General features: G+C 70.9%; 16 protein-coding genes. 10 read left to right on the plus strand and 6 right to left on the minus strand.

Annotated features, from left to right (window positions below; genetic code table 11):
* Positions 1 to 11: 11 nt before the first annotated feature.
* Positions 12 to 1,046 carry an RpnC/YadD family protein gene (locus tag FOZ76_RS00375; RefSeq protein ID WP_143946133.1) on the minus strand — a complete coding sequence of 345 codons (1,035 nt, stop codon included), beginning with the start codon at positions 1,044 to 1,046 and terminating at the stop codon, positions 12 to 14.
* 153 nt (positions 1,047 to 1,199) lie between these two features.
* On the opposite strand from FOZ76_RS00375, the gene FOZ76_RS00380 reads away from it, so the two are divergent.
* Positions 1,200 to 2,537, plus strand: a complete 1,338-nt coding sequence (locus tag FOZ76_RS00380; RefSeq protein WP_143946134.1) for an aminopeptidase P N-terminal domain-containing protein — start codon at positions 1,200 to 1,202, stop codon at positions 2,535 to 2,537.
* 8 nt (positions 2,538 to 2,545) lie between these two features.
* Positions 2,546 to 3,721: a UbiH/UbiF/VisC/COQ6 family ubiquinone biosynthesis hydroxylase gene (locus FOZ76_RS00385; RefSeq protein ID WP_143946135.1), complete on the plus strand. Its 1,176-nt coding sequence runs from the start codon at positions 2,546 to 2,548 to the stop codon at positions 3,719 to 3,721.
* Positions 3,722 to 3,751: 30 nt separating this feature from the next.
* On the opposite strand, the gene FOZ76_RS00390 is transcribed toward FOZ76_RS00385, so the two are convergent.
* Entirely contained in the window at positions 3,752 to 5,026 is a 1,275-nt protein-coding gene (locus FOZ76_RS00390) for an O-acetylhomoserine aminocarboxypropyltransferase/cysteine synthase family protein (RefSeq protein ID WP_143946136.1), read from the minus strand.
* Positions 5,027 to 5,409: 383 nt separating this feature from the next.
* Between FOZ76_RS00390 and dusB the strand changes: the two genes are divergently transcribed.
* From dusB to ruvC, 4 genes are all read left to right on the plus strand, one after another.
* The gene (dusB, locus tag FOZ76_RS00395; RefSeq protein ID WP_143946137.1) at positions 5,410 to 6,411 is read left to right on the plus strand and encodes a tRNA dihydrouridine synthase DusB; all 1,002 of its coding nucleotides are present in this window, start codon (positions 5,410 to 5,412) and stop codon (positions 6,409 to 6,411) included.
* 10 nt (positions 6,412 to 6,421) lie between these two features.
* A complete protein-coding gene (locus FOZ76_RS00400; protein ID WP_143946138.1) occupies positions 6,422 to 6,700 on the plus strand; it encodes a helix-turn-helix domain-containing protein in 279 nt (92 codons plus the stop codon).
* Positions 6,701 to 6,752: 52 nt separating this feature from the next.
* Positions 6,753 to 8,342: a bifunctional phosphoribosylaminoimidazolecarboxamide formyltransferase/IMP cyclohydrolase gene (gene purH, locus FOZ76_RS00405; RefSeq protein ID WP_143946139.1), complete on the plus strand. Its 1,590-nt coding sequence runs from the start codon at positions 6,753 to 6,755 to the stop codon at positions 8,340 to 8,342.
* A 317-nt stretch (positions 8,343 to 8,659) separates the two neighbouring features.
* A complete protein-coding gene (ruvC, locus tag FOZ76_RS00410; RefSeq protein WP_143946193.1) occupies positions 8,660 to 9,229 on the plus strand; it encodes a crossover junction endodeoxyribonuclease RuvC in 570 nt (189 codons plus the stop codon).
* A 25-nt stretch (positions 9,230 to 9,254) separates the two neighbouring features.
* Here ruvC and FOZ76_RS00415 read toward each other — a convergent pair whose 3' ends face one another.
* Together FOZ76_RS00415 and FOZ76_RS00420 are read right to left on the minus strand one after the other, a co-directional pair.
* Positions 9,255 to 9,632 (minus strand): MOSC N-terminal beta barrel domain-containing protein, encoded by a 378-nt coding sequence (locus FOZ76_RS00415; protein WP_143946140.1) that lies wholly within the window; start codon positions 9,630 to 9,632, stop codon positions 9,255 to 9,257.
* Between the two features lie 32 nt (positions 9,633 to 9,664).
* Entirely contained in the window at positions 9,665 to 12,145 is a 2,481-nt protein-coding gene (locus FOZ76_RS00420; RefSeq protein ID WP_143946141.1) for an AsmA family protein, read from the minus strand.
* Positions 12,146 to 12,460: 315 nt separating this feature from the next.
* Between FOZ76_RS00420 and FOZ76_RS00425 the strand changes: the two genes are divergently transcribed.
* The gene (locus FOZ76_RS00425) at positions 12,461 to 12,880 is read left to right on the plus strand and encodes an HIT family protein (protein ID WP_143946142.1); all 420 of its coding nucleotides are present in this window, start codon (positions 12,461 to 12,463) and stop codon (positions 12,878 to 12,880) included.
* Positions 12,881 to 12,931: 51 nt separating this feature from the next.
* Here the strand turns inward: FOZ76_RS00425 and FOZ76_RS00430 are convergent, their stop codons facing one another.
* On the minus strand, positions 12,932 to 13,627 hold the full coding sequence (locus FOZ76_RS00430; RefSeq protein WP_143946143.1) for a histidine phosphatase family protein: 696 nt from the start codon (positions 13,625 to 13,627) through the stop codon (positions 12,932 to 12,934).
* A gap of 95 nt (positions 13,628 to 13,722) precedes the next feature.
* On the opposite strand from FOZ76_RS00430, the gene FOZ76_RS00435 reads away from it, so the two are divergent.
* The 3 genes from FOZ76_RS00435 to FOZ76_RS00445 are packed head-to-tail and all read left to right on the plus strand — an operon-like array spanning position 13,723 to position 18,012.
* Positions 13,723 to 14,415, plus strand: a complete 693-nt coding sequence (locus FOZ76_RS00435) for an ABC transporter ATP-binding protein (protein WP_211365901.1) — start codon at positions 13,723 to 13,725, stop codon at positions 14,413 to 14,415.
* Complete coding sequence (locus tag FOZ76_RS00440) at positions 14,415 to 16,883, plus strand: ABC transporter permease (protein WP_143946144.1); 2,469 nt, start codon at positions 14,415 to 14,417, stop codon at positions 16,881 to 16,883. The genes FOZ76_RS00435 and FOZ76_RS00440 overlap by 1 nt, the downstream gene beginning before the upstream one ends.
* Positions 16,873 to 18,012 carry a lipocalin-like domain-containing protein gene (locus FOZ76_RS00445; protein ID WP_211365903.1) on the plus strand — a complete coding sequence of 380 codons (1,140 nt, stop codon included), beginning with the start codon at positions 16,873 to 16,875 and terminating at the stop codon, positions 18,010 to 18,012. Before FOZ76_RS00440 ends, FOZ76_RS00445 begins: the two co-directional genes overlap by 11 nt.
* On the opposite strand, the gene FOZ76_RS00450 is transcribed toward FOZ76_RS00445, so the two are convergent.
* Positions 18,009 to 18,407 carry a VOC family protein gene (locus FOZ76_RS00450; protein ID WP_342781850.1) on the minus strand — a complete coding sequence of 133 codons (399 nt, stop codon included), beginning with the start codon at positions 18,405 to 18,407 and terminating at the stop codon, positions 18,009 to 18,011. The two genes, FOZ76_RS00445 and FOZ76_RS00450, sit on opposite strands and share 4 nt — an antisense overlap.
* Positions 18,408 to 18,511 lie beyond the last annotated feature (104 nt).

Consider the following 18,511-nt stretch of genomic DNA (forward strand, 5'->3'; position numbering starts at 1 on the left):
CTTGCGCGCCGTCAGGCCTCGTTCAACGCCTCGTCGATGGAAGCAGCGCCCAGGATCGCCAGGGACCAGCGCTGCAAATCCTGCGCCGTGGCGCTGTCGACCCGCCGACGCGCCTGCGCCGGGACAGCGCCGAAACGCGCCTCCAACTGCATGAGCAGCAACTGACGCATGCCCTCGACGCGGCCGTGCGCGAGCCCTTGCTCAAGACCTTGCTCGCGGCCTTGCTCGCGGCCTTGCTCGATACCCTGCGCCAGCCCCTTGCGTATGCCGGCGCGCTCCACGCTCGTGATGTAGGCCACCTGATGCTCTCCCTCGATGTCTGCCAGCGCCGCCAGGAAGGCCGGCTCCTGCTGCGGCGTCAGCGCCAGGACGCCGTCGATGAAGGTGAAGAGTCGGCGCACGTCGTCGCCCGCGTAGCCGTAGGCATAGAGCATACGCACCAGCTTCAGCTTGCTGGCGTAGCGATCCTGGGGACTGCGGGCGCTGCCGGCGGCCAGTTCGGCCAACGCGACGACAGCGAACGGATTGTGGCGCGCCTCTTCTGCGAGCGCCGGCCGTTCGTGCACCCATGCCGGCAAATGTACCACCGGGAACCTCAGCTCGAGGCTGCCTGCCGAACCGTCGTCGAACGGCAGGTAGCGGTACGTGGAAAAGCCGGCACCGACCATCGTTGTCGAACGGGTCAGTATCGCCGCCTGCATCAGGCGATCATGCGGATGCCGCTCGCGCAGCCGGTAATGGTAGACGAACATGCGTTCACCGAAATCGGCCGTGACGCGGGCCTGGATTTCCAGGTGCAGCAGCAGGAGGGTCTGGGCGCCATCGGACAGGCGCAGGCGTACCAGCTTGTCGAGCAGCCGGCGGCCGCGGCGGCGCGCGCCACCCACGCTTTGCAGCTCCTTGTCCAGGAAGACGGGCGCCTGGCGAAAGTCGATGTGCCGGTGCAACTGCGGCCAGAACAGCGCAATGCATGGATCGAGATAGTCGTGCAGCGCGTCCTTCCAACGGCCATCGTGGTCGGCCGGCTCAGGAGTGGGATCGGTCATCGGGCTCGTTCACCAAGAGCTGACGGTCCACACACCCTAGCGCGCCCCGCCGTGACCCGCACGCCCGGTGCGTGCGATTCTCCACAGTGCGCAAAAGCCGGCGCCGCTGCGTGGTACGCTGCCCCGTCAGCCGTACTTCTCCGCAGATTCGCCATGCCGATTCCCGCCCAAGACACCGCCCCGTTCGCCGCCCGCCGCCGCCGCGTCATGGACCTGATGCGCGCCGCCGGCGGCGGCATCGCCATCCTGCCCACGGCACCGGAAACCATCCGCAACCTGGACAGCGACTATCCGTTCCGGCACGACAGCGATTTCTACTATCTCACCGGCTTTCCGGAGCCCGAGGCCTGGCTGGTGCTGGTCGCCGGCGACACCGACAAGTCCATCCTGTTCTGCCGCAGCAAGCATCCCGAGCGCGAGATCTGGGACGGCTATCGCTACGGCCCCGAGGCCGCGGGCGAGCATTTCCGCTTCGACGAGAGCTATCCGTTGGACGAACTCGACAAGGCCATCCCGGAATTGCTCGCCGGCCACACCGATCTGTACGCGCCGCTCGCCAGTTGCCGCCTGCTGGACGACAAGCTGCCCGCCTGGCTGGCCGGCGCTCGCATGCGCGCCCGGGCGGGGGTGCACGCGCCCGTCCGCCAGCACGACCTGCGCGCCCTCGTCGCCAGCCTGCGCCTCGTCAAGGAGCCCGGCGAGATCGCCCTCATGCGGCGCGCCGGCCAGATCTCGGCGGCCGGCCACGTGCGCGCCATGCGCGCCACCCGTCCCGGCCTGCACGAATACGAGATCGAGGCCGAACTGCTGTACGAATTCCGCCGCCACGGCGCGCAGGCCGTGGCCTACAACAGCATCGTCGCGGCGGGCGCGAACGCCTGCGTGCTGCACTATCGCGCGGGCGACACGGTGATGCGCGACGGCGAGCTGCTGCTCATCGACGCAGGTTGCGAATACGACAGTTATGCCGGGGACATCACCCGCACCTTCCCGGTCAACGGGCGTTATTCCGGCCCGCAGCGCGAACTCTATGACGTGACGGTCGCGGCACAGGCCGCCGCAGCGGCCGCCACCCGGCCCGGCGCGCGCTGGAACGAACCGCACGACGCCGCGGTGCGCGTGCTGGCCCAGGGCATGCTCGACGCAGGGCTGCTGCAGGGCTCGCTCGACGGCGTGATCGAATCCAACCAGTACACGCGGTTCTACATGCACCGCACCGGGCACTGGCTGGGCATGGACGTGCACGACGTGGGCGACTATCGCGAGGACGACGAAGAAGGCGGGCGCGACTGGCGCCGCCTGGACCCGGGCATGGCGCTCACCATCGAGCCAGGCATCTACGTGCGCCCGGGCGAGGGCGTGCCCGAGGCCTACTGGAACATCGGCATCCGCACCGAGGACGACGCCATCGTGACGGACAGCGGATGCGAGCTGATCACCCGCGACGTGCCGGTCCAAGCCGACGAGATCGAAGCCCTGATGCGCGGTTGAGCGGCACGATGGACGCCGATATCACCATCCTCGGGGCGGGGCCGGTGGGCAGCGCGCTCGCCCTGCTGCTCGCCGACGGCGCGCCCGACCCGTCGCGCATCGTGCTGTGCCGCGCCCCTGCCCGACCACCGGCCGGGCAGGCGTGGGCGCACACCGCCGACCCGCGCGCCATCGCCCTGAACCACGGCAGCCGTCTGCTGCTGCAGCGCCTGCGCGCATGGCCGGCGCACGGCGCCGGCATCCACGCCATCCATGTATCGCAGCGAGGCCGGCTGGGCCGCACCGTGATCCAGGACACGGATTTCGGCGTCCCGGCGCTGGGCTCGGTGCACACGTACGGTTCGGTCCAGGCCGTGCTGCACCAGGCCCTGGCCAGCGCCGGCGTGACGCTGCGCGACGGCCATGCCGAGCTGGCCAGCGCCGGCGAGGACGCGATCGAGATCAACCAGAACGATCGCCGCTGGCGCAGCCGCGTGGCGGTGCAGGCCGAGGGCGGCCCCCGCGCGGGGACGCCCGGCGTGCTCAGCCGCAGCTATGGGCAGCACGCCGTCCTTGCGCTCGTGCGCGCGGCGGCCCCGCGGCCCGGGTGGGCCTGGGAGCGCTTCACCGGCGAAGGGCCGCTGGCGCTGCTGCCGGTGCGGTTCGAAGACAGTGCCGAGGACACCTATTCGCTGGTCTGGTGCTGCGCCCCCGAGCGTGCCGACCAGTTGGCCGCCCTCGACGACGCGCGTTTTGGCCAGGCGCTGAGCGAGGCCTTCGGCGACCGGCTGGGGCCGCTGGCGGGCGCTGGCCCGCGCCACGTGTTTCCGCTCGAACTGCGCTGGCGCCGCGAGCCCGTGGCCGGGCGTATCGTGGCCATCGGCAATGCGGCGCAGACGCTGCACCCGGTGGCGGGCCAGGGCCTGAACCTGGGCCTGCGCGACGCCGCCGCGCTGGCCGACACCCTGCACGGCTGGCTGCGCGCGCCCGAAGGCGATCCCCGCCCGCGCCTGCAGGACTACGCCCGCGCGCGCCGCGCCGACCGCGCCGTCACGGCCGGCGTCACCGACTTCCTGCCGCGCGTGTTCGCGACGCGCTGGTCGCTCGTCGAACATGCCTGCGGGCTGGGCCTGCTCGCGCTGGACGCCCTGCCCGGGGTGAAGCGGCCACTCGCCCGTCAACTGATGCAGGGCCTGCGCGTCTGAGCCGCGGCGCGCAGGCGACGCTCCCCGGCCTCAAGCCGCCGCGAGCGCCTGGTCCAGATCGGCGAGCAGGTCGTCGATGTGCTCGATGCCGACCGACAGGCGCAGCATGTCCTGGCTCACGCCCGCCTTCTTCAGCTCGGCATCGTCGAGCTGGCGATGCGTGGTCGACGCCGGATGGGTCGCCAGCGAACGGGCGTCGCCGATGTTCACCAGGCGCGTGAAGAGCTCGAGCGCGTCGAGCACCCGGGCCCCGGCCTCGCGCCCGGCGTTCTTCAGGCCGAACGAGAGAATGCCCGAAGCCCGCCCGCCCATGTAGCGCTGCACCAGGGCGTGATCGGCATGATCGGGCAAGCCGGCGTAGTTGACCCAGGCCACCTTGGCATGGGATTGCAGGTGCCGGGCAATGGCCAGGCTGTTCTCGCAGATGCGGTCCATGCGCAGGGGCAGCGTCTCGATGCCCTGCAGGATCTGGAAGGCATTGAAGGGCGAGAGCGCCGCGCCCATGTTGCGCAGCGGCACCACCCGCGCCCGGCCGATGTAGGCCGCCTCGCCCAGGGCTTCGGTGTAGACCACGCCGTGGTAGGACACGTCCGGCTCGTTCAGGCGCTTGAAGCGCTCCTTGTGCTCGGCCCAGGCAAACTTGCCGCTGTCCACGATGGCGCCGCCCACGCTGGTGCCGTGTCCGCCCAGGTACTTGGTGAGCGAATGCACGACGATGTCCGCGCCATGCTCGAAGGGACGGCACAGGTAGGGGCTGGGCACGGTGTTGTCCACGATCAGCGGAATGCCGTGGGCGTGCGCGATGTCGGCCAGCGCCGCAAAATCGGTGACGTTGCCGAGCGGATTGCCGATCGACTCGCAGAAGATGGCCTTGGTGCGGGCATCGATCAGGGGCGCGAACGAGGCCGGATCGGCCGGATCGGCGAAGCGCGTCTCGATGCCGAGCTGCGGGAAGGTGTGTGCGAACAGGTTGTAGGTGCCGCCGTACAGCGTGCTGGAGGACACGATGTTGTCACCGGCCTCGGCGATGGTCTGGATGGCATAGGTGACCGCCGCCATGCCGGAGGCCAGGGCCAGCGCGCCCACGCCGCCCTCGAGCGCCGCGACGCGCTTTTCCAGCACGTCGTTGGTCGGATTCATGATGCGCGAATAGATATTGCCCGGGACTTTCAGGTCGAACAGGTCGGCGCCGTGCTGCGCGCTGTCGAACGAGTACGCCACGGTCTGGTAGATCGGCACTGCCACTGCATGGGTGGTCGGCTCCGGGCTGTAGCCCGCGTGCACCGCCAGGGTTTCGAGTTTCATAGGTGTCACCTCCACAGGATGAACGGCTCGCAAGCGCCCGCAGCCGCGAGAAAATCTGTCACGCCGCGCCTTCGGCTTGCTGCCCCCAAGGGGGCGTCTTTGCCTTGGGGCGGCCCGGCGGCAAAAGAAAGGGCCCCCACGCCGCGCCTTCGGCTTGCTGCCCCCCAAGGGGGCATCTTTGCCTTGGGGCGGCCCGGCGGCAAAAAGACGATTATGCCCTTCGCGCGCACCACGGCGGGGCATGAGTTCATACGAAACGGCACGGGGCCTTGCACCCCCCGCCGCCGGCGCAAGCGGTACAATGCCCCGCACCCTCCCCGAGATTTCTGCTCGTCGCGCCCGGCCCGCTCCTGGGGCCGCAGGCGTTTTCCGCCTTTTCGTTCATGCGCATCGGTCCTTGGCAACTGCCCAACAACGTCGTCGTCGCCCCCATGGCCGGGGTGACGGATCGGCCGTTCCGCCAGCTCTGCAAGCGGCTGGGGGCGGGGCATGCCGTGTCCGAAATGGCGGCTAGCAACCCCAGGCTCTGGGATAGCGTGAAGACGTCGCGCCGGCTCGACCATGCCGGCGAGAGCGAACCGATCGCCGTGCAGATCGCCGGCGCCGATCCGGCCATGATGGCCGAAGCGGCCGTCTTCAACATCGGCAAGGGCGCCCGCATCATCGACATCAACATGGGCTGCCCGGCCAAGAAGGTCTGCAGCGTGGCCGCCGGCTCCGCCCTGCTGCGCAACGAGCCGCTGGTGGCACGCATCCTGGAGGCCGTGGTCGCGGCCTGCGCGCCGCTGGGCGTGCCGGTCACGCTCAAGACGCGTACCGGCTGGAGCCGCGACGAACGCAACGCCCTGCGCGTGGCCCGGCTGGCCGAAGAGACCGGCATCGCCGCCCTCGCCCTGCATGGGCGTACCCGGGCGGATCTCTACACCGGCGCGGCCGAGTACGACACCATCCGCGCGGTCAAGGCCGAGATCGGCATCCCCGTCATCGCCAACGGGGACATCGATTCGCCCGAGAAGGCGCGCGCCGTGCTCGACCATACGGGCGCCGACGCGGTGATGATCGGGCGTGCCGCGCAGGGGCGGCCCTGGATCTTTCGCGAGATCGATCACTACCTGCGCACGGGCGAGCACCTGGCGCCACCCACGCGCGAGGAACTCGCCAGCCTGCTGCTGGAACACCTGGACGATCACTACCGCTTCTACGGCGAACACACGGGGGTGCGCACCGCACGCAAGCATATCGGCTGGTATCTGTCGGGCCTGCCCGGCGGCGCCGAGCTGTGCGCGCGCATCAATCTCATCGACAACACCCGCGAGCAGTGGGCGGCCGTGGCGGCGTGGTTTGCCGCCGAGCCTTCCGCACGGGTCGACCGGCTCGCTGCCTGACCACCAAAGCATGGAAAAAAGGACAACCACCCTGGAAGTGTGCGTACGCGATCAGCTCGACCGCTACTTCCGCGACCTGGACGGCGAATCGACCGGCTGCATCTGGCAGATGGTGATCTCGGCCGTCGAGCGACCGATGCTCGAAGCGGTACTCGAGCGTGCCGGCGGCAACCAGTCGCGGGCGGCAGAAATGCTCGGCATCAACCGCAACACCCTGCGCAAGAAGATCGACCAGTACGGACTGCGCGCCGATGCCCCCCCGCCGTTGCCCCAGAGCAAGGCCGCCTGACACCGAATCCCATCCTTCGGGCGCCCGAGCGCGCCACATCGAGCCCACCACCATGACCCTACAGCGAGCCCTGATCTCCGTCTCCGACAAGGCCGGCATCGTCGATTTCGCCCGCGCGCTGGCCGCACGCGACGTGCAACTGCTCTCGACCGGCGGCACCGCCAAGCTGCTGGCCGACAACGGCCTCACCGTCCAGGAAGTCGCCGACTACACCGGCTCCCCGGAAATCCTGGACGGGCGCGTCAAGACGCTGCATCCGAAGGTGCATGGCGGCTTGCTCGCGCGCCGCGACTCGGACGAACACATGCGCACGCTCGAAGAGCGGGGCATCGGCCGCATCGACCTGCTGGTGGTCAACCTCTATCCCTTTCGCCAGGCCATCGCCAAGCCCGATTGCACCTTCGAGGACGCGATCGAGAACATCGACATCGGCGGCCCGGCGATGCTGCGCGCGGCGGCCAAGAACCACGGCACCGAGGCCGGCGGCGGCGTCACCGTGGTGATCGACCCGTCCGACTACTCCCGCGTGCTCTCGGACATCGACAACCATGGCGCGCCGGCCTACGCGCTGCGCCTGGAACTGGCCGCCAAGGTCTACGCCCACACGGCCGCCTACGACGGGGCGATCGCCAACTACCTGACCTCGCTCACCAGCGCACCGGCGCCGGCCGAGGTACCGGCGCGCGACCCGTGGCCGGGCGTGATGACGATCCAGATGCGCCGCCAGCAGACCATGCGCTACGGCGAGAACCCGCATCAGGGCGCGGCCTTCTACACCGACCTGTCGGTGGGCAGCGGCCTGCTTGCCAACTATCGCCAGTTGCAGGGCAAGGAACTGTCGTTCAACAACATCGCCGACGCCGACGCCGCCTGGGAATGCGTACGTTCGTTCGAAGCACCCGCCTGCGTCATCGTCAAGCACGCCAACCCGTGCGGCGTGGCCATCGGCGCCAATGCCGCCGAGGCCTACCAGAAGGCCTTCAAGACCGACCCCACCTCGGCCTTCGGCGGCATCATCGCCTTCAACCGCCCGGTGGACGCAGCCACCGCCGAGGCCGTGAGCCAGCAGTTCGTCGAAGTCCTGCTCGCCCCGGCCTATGACGGCGGTGCGCTGGAAGTGCTGGCCGCCAAGAAAAACGTGCGCGTGCTCGAAGTGCCGCTGGGCAGCGCCGTCAACCCGCAGGACGCCAAGCGCGTCGGCGGCGGCTGGCTGCTGCAGGACCCGGACAACTTCAACGTCAGCGCCGACGCGCTCAAGGTGGTCACCGAGCAGCAGCCCACCGAGGCCCAGATGCAGGACCTGATGTTCGCCTGGAAGGTCGCCAAGTACGTCAAGTCCAACGCCATCGTCTTCACCGGCAACGGCATGACGCTGGGCGTGGGCGCGGGCCAGATGAGCCGGATCGACTCCGCGCGCATCGCCAGCATCAAGGCAGAGAACGCCGGCCTGACCCTGCAGGGTTCGGCCGTCGCCTCGGACGCCTTCTTCCCGTTCCGCGACGGCCTGGACGTGGTCGCCGACGCCGGCGCCACCTGCGTGATCCAGCCCGGCGGCAGCGTGCGCGACGACGAAGTGATCGGCGCCGCCAACGAGCGCGGCCTCGCCATGGTCTTCACCGGCCACCGCCACTTCCGGCACTGAGCGGCGGTCGGCGCTGCCGGACGCGGCCGAGCCGGCCGTGCGTCCGACAGTGTCTTTGCGCGTCCATGCCAGCCGGACTCCGCTCCCGGGCAGGCCTACGTTGTATCCTTGCGCGAGACTCGACGCTGGCCGACTGCGACCAGCGTCGCCCGTTCCCCGCAGTGGCGGGGAATCGCTGTCGTCCTGGTACTTTCCATGAAAGCTGTCGTTCCCCGCGCATGCGGGGATGGCGCATGGCTGTCCGGCCTGGCCTGGCAACGCATGCACATCGCCCCCGGTTCGCCCGCCCTGGGGCAGGAAGTCCGTCGATGACGACGATCCGCATCCTCGGCGTCGACCCCGGCCTGCGCCGCACCGGCTTCGGCGTGATCGAAGTGCAGGGCTCCGCGCTGCGCTATGTGGCGAGCGGCACCATCGTGTCGGTAGCCGAGGCGCCGCTGCACACCCGCCTGAAGACCCTGCTCGACGGTCTGCGCACAGTGGCGCAGGATACGCGTCCGCACGCGGCCGCGCTGGAGAAGGTCTTCGTCAACGTCAATCCCCAATCCACGCTGCTGCTCGGCCAGGCGCGGGGCGCCGCCCTGTGCGCCCTGGCCGACGGCGGGCTGGACGTGCACGAGTACACCGCCCTGCAGATCAAGAAATCGGTGGTGGGCACCGGCCGCGCCGCCAAGCACCAGGTGCAGGAGATGGTGACCCACCTGCTGCGCCTGAACGGCACGCCGGGCCCGGACGCGGCCGACGCGCTGGCCTGCGCGATCTGCCACGCGCACACGGCGCCGCTGGCGCTGCGCCTGGGCGAGGCCGTGCGCACCGAGGCCCAGGCCCTGCTCGCGTCCAGCCGGACCGTGAGCCGCATGCGCCGCGGCCGCCTGCTGGTGCGCTGAGCGCCGCCGCGCGCGTCCGGCTTGTCTATTCAGCCGGCTTGCTGCCCTCGGGCATCCGCTTGGCCAGCCGGACCGGTGTACCGAGATAGTTGCTGAACCAGGCGGCCGCCAGATCGCCCTCGTCCACCACGCTGAACGGTATGCCGTCGCGGTGCGCGGTGCGCCAAACGCTCTCGTCGTCCTCGAGCACGTCCGGCACGATGTCCAAGCGCAGCATGCCGGGCGCGGTGATCACCAGGTAGCCCAGGTGCAGCTTGAGCGAGACCTGGTCCAGCGCCGGATGCTCGTCGAGGTCGATGGGCTCGAACTCGGGCGTGACGAGCAGCCACTGGGCCTGGTACTTGTCGGCGTCCTCGTCCTCCAGGGCGCCGCAGCCGTCGATGGGATATGCAGTCTGGGTCATGGGTTTTTCCTTCACTTTCGTATCGGGCGCGCCTAGTTGAACAAGCCCTTGAGCGCATCGCCGATGATGCGGCCAGGGTCGCGCCCGGCATTCTCGTCACTGCCCTGATCGCCGCCGCGGCGCTCGAGCAGGCGCTCGATCTGCCGGCCGGCCTCGCGCTCGAGCGTGCGCTGCAGCGCCTCGCTGCCCACCTGGTTCCACATCACGGTATAGGTGGGCGAGGAGAACGGGCCGGCCACCCGGATGGGGACGGTGACGTCGCGCAGGCGCTCGAGCGCCTTGCCGCCTTGCCCGCTGGAGGTGTTGACCACGCGCGTGCGCAGCACCAGGTCGAGTCGCTCGCCGGGCAGGTCGACGGTGGCGGGCGAGCCCTCGGTAATGCGCACCAGGGGCGCCGCCACGTTCAGCTCGCGCAGCGTGCCCACGCCGTCGGCGAAATGCAGGTTGCCGCGCAGTTCGGCATAGTCGGTCGAGAGCGTGCGGTCGGCCTCGGCGCTGGCCGCCTCGCCGCGCCCCAGCAGACTGCGGAATTCGCGCAGGGACTGCGCCACGTTGATCCCGCGATACGAGCCGTCGCGCAGTTGCAGCGACAGTTGGCCGTTCAGACTCTCGCGCAGCGCCGCCTCGGTACGGCCGGTCGTGGTGAGTTCCGCCTTCACGATGCCCTTGCCGGTGAGATCGTCGTAGCCCGCCAGCGCATGCAGCAGGGGCTGCACGGCCACGTCCGTGAACTGCGCGTTCACGCCCAGGCGCTGCGTGTTGGCATCGGCAAACAGGGTACCCGCCAGCCGGCCCTCGAACAGCGCGGCCGAGACATCGCGCAGCTCGGCGCGGCCGCCCGCCAGCGCCAGGGTGGCGGCCAGGTTGCGCGCCGTGGCCTTGGGCGTGACGAGCTCGGCCACGCGCAGTGTGCCGTGCGCATCCACCCGCTTCAAGGGGGCGAGATCGAACAGCGCATCGCCGTTGCCGTTGGCCGCTTCCGCCGGCGGCTTGCCGCCTGCCGCAGTCGGCGACGGCGCCGGCTTGGACTTGGCGCCGCCGGCCGTCGGCGCCAGCCACGGCGCGAGGTCGAAGTGCTCGGCCTGCACGTCGAAGCGCAGGGCCGGCACCGCCTCCTGCAGCCGGGACGCCCCCAGTTGCAGATGGATCGGGCCGCCCGGCAGGCTGGCTCGCAGTTCGGTCTGCGCCGTGCCGGCCGCCCCATCGTAGGCGGCGTTGCCGCTGGCCTCGAATGCCAGCGCCTCGGCCCGGGCCGTGTCCTCGACCTTCACGTCGGCCTTCAACTGCGGCAGCGCGACGCGGGCCTGCCGAGGCTGCGCCGAGACCGGCGATCCGGCGTCGATGGCAAGGCTGCGATCGCCCTGGCGCAGCTTGGCGTGCACCTGCAGCCGCTTGGCGTCGAACTGGCGCACATTGCCGCTCAGGCCGGAGAGTTCGAGCGTGGCGTCGATGGCCTGCGGGCCGTCGAGCGTGAAGGTCCCGGTGAGCGGCCCGCCGGTTGCGCTGGTCTCGGTGATGATCAGCGTCGGCACATCGAGCGCCGCCGTGAACGGCATGTTGTCGGCGCGGCCGGACACCTTGGCCGCCACCTTGTCGAGCTGCAGCAGATTGCCTTCGAGGTCCAGGGCCATGCGCGGCGCGCTGACCTGCGCATCCACGCCACTGAGCGGCGTGGGCAGCGCGAGGTCGCCCTGGAAGGCCGCGCTCAAGCCGGTGAGATCGAGATCGTCCTCGGCCAGGTTGAGGCTGACGTCACCGCGCAGCGCGAAGCTGTTGGCGCGCACCGACGGCAGCATGCCCGCCATGCGCAGGTCCAGGCCATGCACCGCATAGCGTTGCGCATACGGGTTGACCAGCAGCCGGCCCTGCACCTGCACGTTGGCATCCACGCGCGGGCTCTGGCCCAGCACGCGGCCGGCCACGGCCACGTCGAACGGCTGACCCAGCGTGATGCCGCTGGCCGCGATGACCAGGCGCTCGACGCGCACCGCCATGTCATGGCGCTCGTCGCGGAACGCGATGTCGCCGCCCGAGACGTTCACGCCGGCCACGGCCAGTTGCAGGGAGGGCTGTTCGGGATCGGCAGGCACGCCGGCAGGCGCGCTCGGTTCCACCGGGCGCCGCAGGAGGTCATCGAAATTGAAGCGGCCGTCGGCGTCGCGCACCACGTTGGCCTTCACCCCGCTGATCGCCAGGTGCTCGATGACGAGGTGGCGCGTGAGCAGCGGCCACCACGAGACGGCTGCGCGCGCGGTGTCGAGCACCGCGAACACCTGATTGGACTGCGGCTCGGACAGCGAGATGCCACTGATCTCCAGCCCCAGCCGCGGGACCAGCGAAAGCCGGATGTCGCCGTCGATGACCAGGGTGCGGCCATACTGTTCCTTGACCGCGTCCTGCAGCGTCGCCTTGTAGTCGTTGGGGTCCACGAGCAGGAACAGGGCGGCGATGCCGATACCGGCGAGCAGGACGAGCACGCCCACTGCGATCAACAGCCGCCTCAACCAAACCATGACTCTCCTCGCAGGCCACTACGCATATGCCGCACACATCCGGCGCCGCGTCCGCCGGCGCCCACCTCGTCGAGGGGCTACTTTAACCCGGTAGACGCTGACTTGCTTTGGTACAGAACTTACCCACCGCGTCAGGCGTACGCGCCTGGCGGGGGGAAGCTCCCGCCCTCGGCGGCCGCGAACCACCGTCCTGCTGGCCGACAACCTTCGCCGGGCCGGCGCGCATGCGGGCGAGCCCTGGTCCGCGCCGCCGCCTGCAATGCGTACACTATGGGCCGAGCGGCGCATCCCGCGCCGAGCCTGCGACCTTCAGCCATGTCCTACGATCCGAACAACATCTTCGCCAAGATCCTGCGCGGTGAGGCGCCTTCCATCAAGCTCTTCGAGGACGAGCACACCTACGCCATGATGGACATCATGCCCCAGTCCGAAGGGCATGCGCTCATCCTGACCAAGGAGCCTGCGGCGAACCTGTTCGAGCTGTCGCCCGAAGCCGCGGCCCATTGCATCCAGTCGGCCCAGCGCCTGGCCAAGGCGATCGGCAAGGCGCTCGCGCCGGACGGCGTGGTGGTGTCGCAGTTCAATGGCGCGGCGGCGGGCCAGACGGTGTTCCACGTGCATTTCCACATCGTGCCGCGCCGCGCCGGCGAAGCCCTGCGTGCACACTCGCGCGAGATGGCCGATCCGGCCGAGCTCGAGAAGGTCGCGGCCAGGATCCGCGCAGCGCTCGACTGAAGCGGCGGGCACGCCACGGCCGCTCCGGCGATGGTGCGGCCCGGCCGCCGGCTATCGGTATGTGACGTAGTCGCGCCCGGCCTCCTCGAGGTAGCCGATGGCGTTGAAGTAGCTCAGGCCCACGCTGCCCGGCCGCGTGAGCAGTTGGGTGAGGCCGCCGTTGAAGAGCGGGAAGTGCAGGCCCGCCACGCGGTCGTCCGGCATACCGAGCACGTGCTGGACGATGCCGGCGATCGGGCCGCCCGAGGTGAATACCAGCGCGCTCTCGCCGCTGCCGCAGGCCGCGGCCACCTGCTCGAGCGCCGCCACGCTGCGCGCCCGGAACGCCGACCAGGCGATCGGGTAGTCCTCGTCGTGCGCGCCGCTCACCCAGCGATCGAAGGCTGCGGCGAACACCTGCTGGAAGGCTTTGCGCGGATTCTCGCTGCGCGCGAGCCAGGCCTTCATCGCGGCGCGGTCGGCGAACTCCGGCGCGTAGCGCGCCACCATGTCCTCGTGGCGGTATTCGTCGAGCCCGGCGTCGATGTGCGGTGCGGCGGCGGCTTCGCCCAGCGCGGCCAGGCACGCCTCGGCGGTCTGGGCATGCCGCTTCAGGCTGCCCATCACCACATGCGCGAAGCGCTCGCCGCGAGCGGACAGCCACTCCCCCAGCAGCCGGCCCTGGGCATGGCCCACTTCGGACAGCGCGTCGTAATCGTCTCCCATGAGGGAGGCCTGGCCATGGCGAACCAACAGAATGCGACCCATGGTCTTGTGTCTCCTGGCGTTGTATCGGGTTGTACAAGCATCGTAGCGCAGTGCAGCAAACGTGGCTGCCCTCCCGGCGAGGTTATGCTTGCAGCATGACCACCCTGGATAGCTCCGGCCTGCTGCTGCGCGTCACACAGGTCTGCAAGTCGTACGTCACCGCGCAGGGCATGCTGCCGGTGCTGCGGGGCGTGGACCTCACCCTGGCGCACGGAGAAAGCCTGGCCCTGATGGGCGAATCGGGCAGCGGCAAGAGCACGCTGCTGCACCTGATCGCCGGCCTGGACCGTCCGGATTCGGGCAGCATCGAGGTGCCGCAGGGGCATCTGGAGACGCGCGGCGAGCCCGCACTGGCCGAATGGCGGCGCAGCGGCATCGGCCTCGTCTTCCAGCAGTACAACCTGATTCCCAGCCTGCCGGTGGGCGCCAATCTCGCCATGCAGGCGCGCCTGGCCGGCCGCCACGACCCTGTCTGGGTCGAGGCGATCGCGCGGCGCCTGGGTCTGGCCGAACTGCTCACCCGCTACCCCGAGCAGCTCTCCGGCGGCCAGCAGCAGCGCGTGGCGATCGGCCGCGCCCTGGCGGCGCGGCCCGCGCTCGTACTCGCCGACGAGCCCACCGGCAGCCTGGACGAAGCCAGCAGCGCAACGGTGTTCGACCTGCTGCTCGAGCTGGTGGCCGACACCGGCGCCGGGCTGCTGGTGGTCACGCACAGCGCCCGTCTGGCGCAGCGCCTGTCCCGCCAGGTCGTCCTGCAGCATGGCCGCGTACTGAGCGGCAGCGCCTGATGCGCGTGCTGCGGGTGAGCCTGGGCGCCCTGCTCGCCCACTGGCGCCGGCACCCGGTGCAGGCGATTGCCGTGTTCGTCGGCATCTGGCTGGCGACCACGCTCTGGGCCGGCGTGCAGGCGCTGAACAGCCAGGCGCGCGCCGACTACGCCCGCGCGAGCGCCGTCCTGGCGCCGGCCACCCAGGCGGCCTGGGTGCCGCGCACCGGCGAACACCTGGACCAGGCGCTCTACGTGGCGCTGCGCCGGGCCGGCTGGCCGGTGTCGCCCGTGCTGGAAGGCCGCGTGCGCCTGGTCGAGGCCGAGCAGTTCAGCCTGCGCGTCGTGGGCATCGAACCGCTGTCCCTGCCGGACGACACCGAAGTCGCCGGCCGCACAGGCGCCCGCTTCGACCTCGGCGCGTTCATCGGTCCGCCCGGCGAAGCTTGGATCTCCCCGGACACCCTGGCCCGTCTGGGCCTGGCCGAGGGCGCGCGCCCGGCGCTGGCCGACGGCACGCGCCTGCCGCCGTTCAAGGCCGAGCCCGGCCTCGCGCCGGGCGTGATCCTGACGGATGTCGGCTATGCGCAGGCGCTGCTGAACGCGCCGGGGCAGCTCTCGCGGCTCATCGTCACGGGCCCGCACGCCGAGGCCCCGCCGCCGGCGTTCGCCGACCGCCTGATGCTGAGCGCGGACGACACGGCGGGCGATCTGCAACGCCTCACCGACAGCTTTCACCTGAACCTCACGGCGCTCGGCCTGCTCGCCTTCGTGGTCGGCCTGTTCATCGTCAACGCCGCGATCGGGCTGGCGTTCGAGCAGCGGCGCGGCGTGCTGCGCACCCTGCGCGCCTGCGGCGTCAGCCTGCGCGCGGCCGTGGCCGCGCTGGCGCTCGAACTCGGCCTGTTCGCGCTGATCGGCGGTGTGGCCGGGCTGGTGACGGGCTACGCGCTGGCGGCCCAGTTGCTGCCCGACGTCTCGGCCAGCCTGCGCGGCCTGTACGGGGCCGACGTGGCCGGCGAGCTGCGCCTGTCCCCGGTCTGGTGGGCGAGCGGCCTGGGCATCACGCTGCTCGGCGCCCTGATCGCCGGCGCGAACAGTCTGTGGCGCGCGGCCCGCATGCCCGTACTCGCCGTCGCGCAGGCCCAGGCCTGGCGCCTCGCCCAGACGCGCGGGCTGCGGCGCGACACCGCCGTCGGCCTCGTGCTGCTGCTCGTGTGCGCCGCGGCATGGCGCTGGGGCGACAGCCTGGCCACCGCCTTCGTTGCCGTGGGCGCCCTGCTGCTCGCCGCCGCGCTGCTGCTCTCGCCCCTGCTCGATGCAGCGCTGGCGGGCCTCGCGCGTCTGGCGCGCGGGCCGCTTGCCGAGTGGTTCGCCGCCGACGCCCGCCAGCAGTTGCCAGCCGTCGCGCTGGCGCTCATGGCCCTGCTGCTGGCGCTGGGCGCGAGCGTGGGCGTGGGCGCCATGACCGAGGGTTTTCGCAAGACCTTCGATGGCTGGCTGGAACAGCGCCTGTCCGCCGACCTGTACGTCACACCGCGCGACACGGAGCAGGGGCTGGCCATCGCCCGGGCCGCCGCCGCCGAACCCGATGTCGCCGCGGTGCTCACCCAATGGCGCGCCGAGCTGCGCCTGCAGGCCTGGCCGGTCCAGGCGTATGGCGTGCCGGATCACCCGAGCTATCGCCAGCACTGGCCTCTGCTGGCGGCGCAGCCGGAAGGCTGGGCGGCACTCGGCCGCGGCGAGGGCATCATGCTGAGCGAGCAGCTCGCGCGCCGCCTCGGCCTCGGGCTGGGCGACACGCTCGCGCTGCCTCTGCCCGGCACGGCTCCCCTGCCCGTGGTCGGCCTGTATGCGGACTACGGCAACCCGCAGGGGCAGTTGCTGGTCAATGCCGACTGGCTGCGCAGGCATGAACCCCAGGCGCGCATCTCCGGCATCAGTCTGCGCCTGCAGCCCGGCACCGACGCCGGCAAGCGCCTCGAGGCGCGGCTGCAGCCGTGGGCCGAGCAAGGCGCGCGCGTGGTGGACCAGGCGGCGCTCAAGCGCTGGTCCACCGACATCTTCGAGCGCACCTTCCACGCCACCGCCGCCCTGAACAGTCTGACCCTGGCCGTGGCCGGCATCGCGCTCTTCATCAGCCTGCTGACCCTGGCCGACGCGCGCCTCGGCCAGCTCGCGCCGCTCTGGGCGCTGGGCGTGCCGCGCCGCCGCCTGGCTTGGCTCAGCCTGGCGCAGACACTGATGCTGGCCGGGCTGACGGTGCTGCTGGCCGTCCCGCTGGGGCTGGTGCTCGCCTGGTGCCTGGTCGCGGTGGTGAACGTGCAGGCCTTCGGCTGGCGCCTGCCGCTGTATGTATTTCCCGGCCAGTTGCTCGCGCTTGCCCTGCTGGGCCTCTTGACCGCACTCGCGGCCAGCGCCGGGCCGCTGTGGCAATTGGCCCGGCGCAAACCGGCCGACCTGTTGCGACGCTTTGCCGATGAACGTTGACGCCTCCCGCCGCCCGCGCAAGGCCGGCCGCGGTCTTGCCTGCACCGTGGCGGCCATGCTGCTCGCAGCGCTCGCCGGCTGCCGCGATGCCGTGCCCCCGCCGCAGACCGGCTACGCCGGCCTGGGCCAGGCGGCGGGCGACTACCTGCCGGTCGAGCGCGGGCGCGAGTTGCACTTTCCGGCCGACCACGGCGCCCACGACGGCTATCGCATCGAATGGTGGTACATTACCGCCAACCTCACGGACGAAACCGGCCGCGACTGGGGCGTGCAATGGACGCTGTTCCGCACCGCCCTGCGGCCCGGCCCCGAGCAGCCCGGCTGGCAAAGCCCCAACGCCTGGATGGCGCACGCCGCCGTCACCGGCCCCGACGGCCATCGCCACGCCGAACGCCTCGCGCGCGGCGGCATCGGCCAGGCCGGCGTCACCGCCGAACCCTTCGCCGCCTGGATCGACGACTGGCGCCTCGATGGCCAGCCGGGGCTGGGGCTGGACCGGCTGGCTCTGCACGCCGCCGCCCGGCCGCCCGAAGGCGGTGTGCCCGGCTTCTCCTACGACCTCGCCCTCCAGGCGCAAGGCCCCCTGATCCTGCACGGCGATGCGGGCTACAGCGAAAAATCCGGCCAGGGCCAGGCCTCGTACTACTACAGCCAGCCCTTCTACGAGGTACAGGGCGAGATCGCCTTCGACGGCCAGCGGCACACGGTGACCGGCCGTGCCTGGCTGGACCGCGAATGGAGCAGCCAGCCGCTGTCGGCGGACCAGCAGGGCTGGGACTGGTTCTCCCTGCACCTGGCCGACGGCGCCAAGCTGATGGTGTTCCAGGTCCGCCACGACGACGGTCGGCATTACCGCGCGGGCACCTGGATCGCCCCGGGTGGCGGCCCGGGCGTGGCGCTGCGCGAGGACCAGATCGCGCTCGAGCCGCTGGCGAGCGCCCGCCAGGTCACCGGCCGCGAGGTGCCCGTGGCCTGGCGCGTGCAGGTGCCGGAGCACGCCGTGGACGCGCGTGTCGATGCCGTCCAGCCGCAGGCCTGGATGGGCGGCACGTTTCCGTATTGGGAGGGCCCGGTGCGCATCGACGGCGGCACGGGCGGTCGGGGCTATCTCGAAATGACGGGGTATTAGGCGTCGCTGGCCGTCGGGTCCATCCATACCAGTTCGAGGATGTGGCCGTCGGGGTCCTCGACGGCGCGCGCGTACATGAAGCCCAGGTCCTGTTTCTCCCGGATGTCCGTCTGGCCGCCCGCCTGCGCCGCGGCCTCGGCCAGCGTATCCACCGCGGAGCGGGACTCGCACTGAACGGCCAACAGCACCTCCGTGCTGCGGTGCGCGTCGGCGATCGGCTTGGGCGTGAACTCGCTGAAGGACGCGTGCACCAGAAGGTGAAAGACGATGGCATCCGACCACACCATCGATGCCGCCTCCTCGTTGCTGAAGCGCGGATTCAGCCGGCAACCCATGGCTTCGTAGAAGCGTGTCGCCGTAGCCAGGTCGGACACGGGCAAATTGACGAAAATCATCCTGGACATTTCATGCCTCCATCGACTGGACATGCCGGATCGCCGCACCGCGGTGCCGATTGCCCCGATGATAGCGGGACCCCGCATCGCCCGCGACGGCGGTG

It is taken from the genome of Verticiella sediminum (assembly GCF_007558815.1).
Classification (GTDB): Bacteria; Pseudomonadota; Gammaproteobacteria; order Burkholderiales; family Burkholderiaceae_B; genus Verticiella; species Verticiella sediminum.

What these genes read in the sequence shown, in the direction of transcription:
- FOZ76_RS00445 (WP_211365903.1), top strand. Translation starts at nt 16,873, where the DNA reads ATGAACGTTGACGCCTCCCGCCGCCCGCGCAAGGCCGGCCGCGGTCTT.
- FOZ76_RS00425 (WP_143946142.1), top strand. Translation starts at nt 12,461, where the DNA reads ATGTCCTACGATCCGAACAACATCTTCGCCAAGATCCTGCGCGGTGAG.
- FOZ76_RS00380 (WP_143946134.1), top strand. Translation starts at nt 1,200, where the DNA reads ATGCCGATTCCCGCCCAAGACACCGCCCCGTTCGCCGCCCGCCGCCGC.
- FOZ76_RS00440 (WP_143946144.1), top strand. Translation starts at nt 14,415, where the DNA reads ATGCGCGTGCTGCGGGTGAGCCTGGGCGCCCTGCTCGCCCACTGGCGC.
- purH (WP_143946139.1), top strand. Translation starts at nt 6,753, where the DNA reads ATGACCCTACAGCGAGCCCTGATCTCCGTCTCCGACAAGGCCGGCATC.
- FOZ76_RS00430 (WP_143946143.1), bottom strand. Translation starts at nt 13,627, where the DNA reads ATGGGTCGCATTCTGTTGGTTCGCCATGGCCAGGCCTCCCTCATGGGA.
- FOZ76_RS00420 (WP_143946141.1), bottom strand. Translation starts at nt 12,145, where the DNA reads ATGGTTTGGTTGAGGCGGCTGTTGATCGCAGTGGGCGTGCTCGTCCTG.
- FOZ76_RS00375 (WP_143946133.1), bottom strand. Translation starts at nt 1,046, where the DNA reads ATGACCGATCCCACTCCTGAGCCGGCCGACCACGATGGCCGTTGGAAG.
- FOZ76_RS00450 (WP_342781850.1), bottom strand. Translation starts at nt 18,407, where the DNA reads ATGATTTTCGTCAATTTGCCCGTGTCCGACCTGGCTACGGCGACACGC.
- FOZ76_RS00415 (WP_143946140.1), bottom strand. Translation starts at nt 9,632, where the DNA reads ATGACCCAGACTGCATATCCCATCGACGGCTGCGGCGCCCTGGAGGAC.
- FOZ76_RS00390 (WP_143946136.1), bottom strand. Translation starts at nt 5,026, where the DNA reads ATGAAACTCGAAACCCTGGCGGTGCACGCGGGCTACAGCCCGGAGCCG.
- FOZ76_RS00385 (WP_143946135.1), top strand. Translation starts at nt 2,546, where the DNA reads ATGGACGCCGATATCACCATCCTCGGGGCGGGGCCGGTGGGCAGCGCG.
- dusB (WP_143946137.1), top strand. Translation starts at nt 5,410, where the DNA reads ATGCGCATCGGTCCTTGGCAACTGCCCAACAACGTCGTCGTCGCCCCC.
- FOZ76_RS00400 (WP_143946138.1), top strand. Translation starts at nt 6,422, where the DNA reads ATGGAAAAAAGGACAACCACCCTGGAAGTGTGCGTACGCGATCAGCTC.
- FOZ76_RS00435 (WP_211365901.1), top strand. Translation starts at nt 13,723, where the DNA reads ATGACCACCCTGGATAGCTCCGGCCTGCTGCTGCGCGTCACACAGGTC.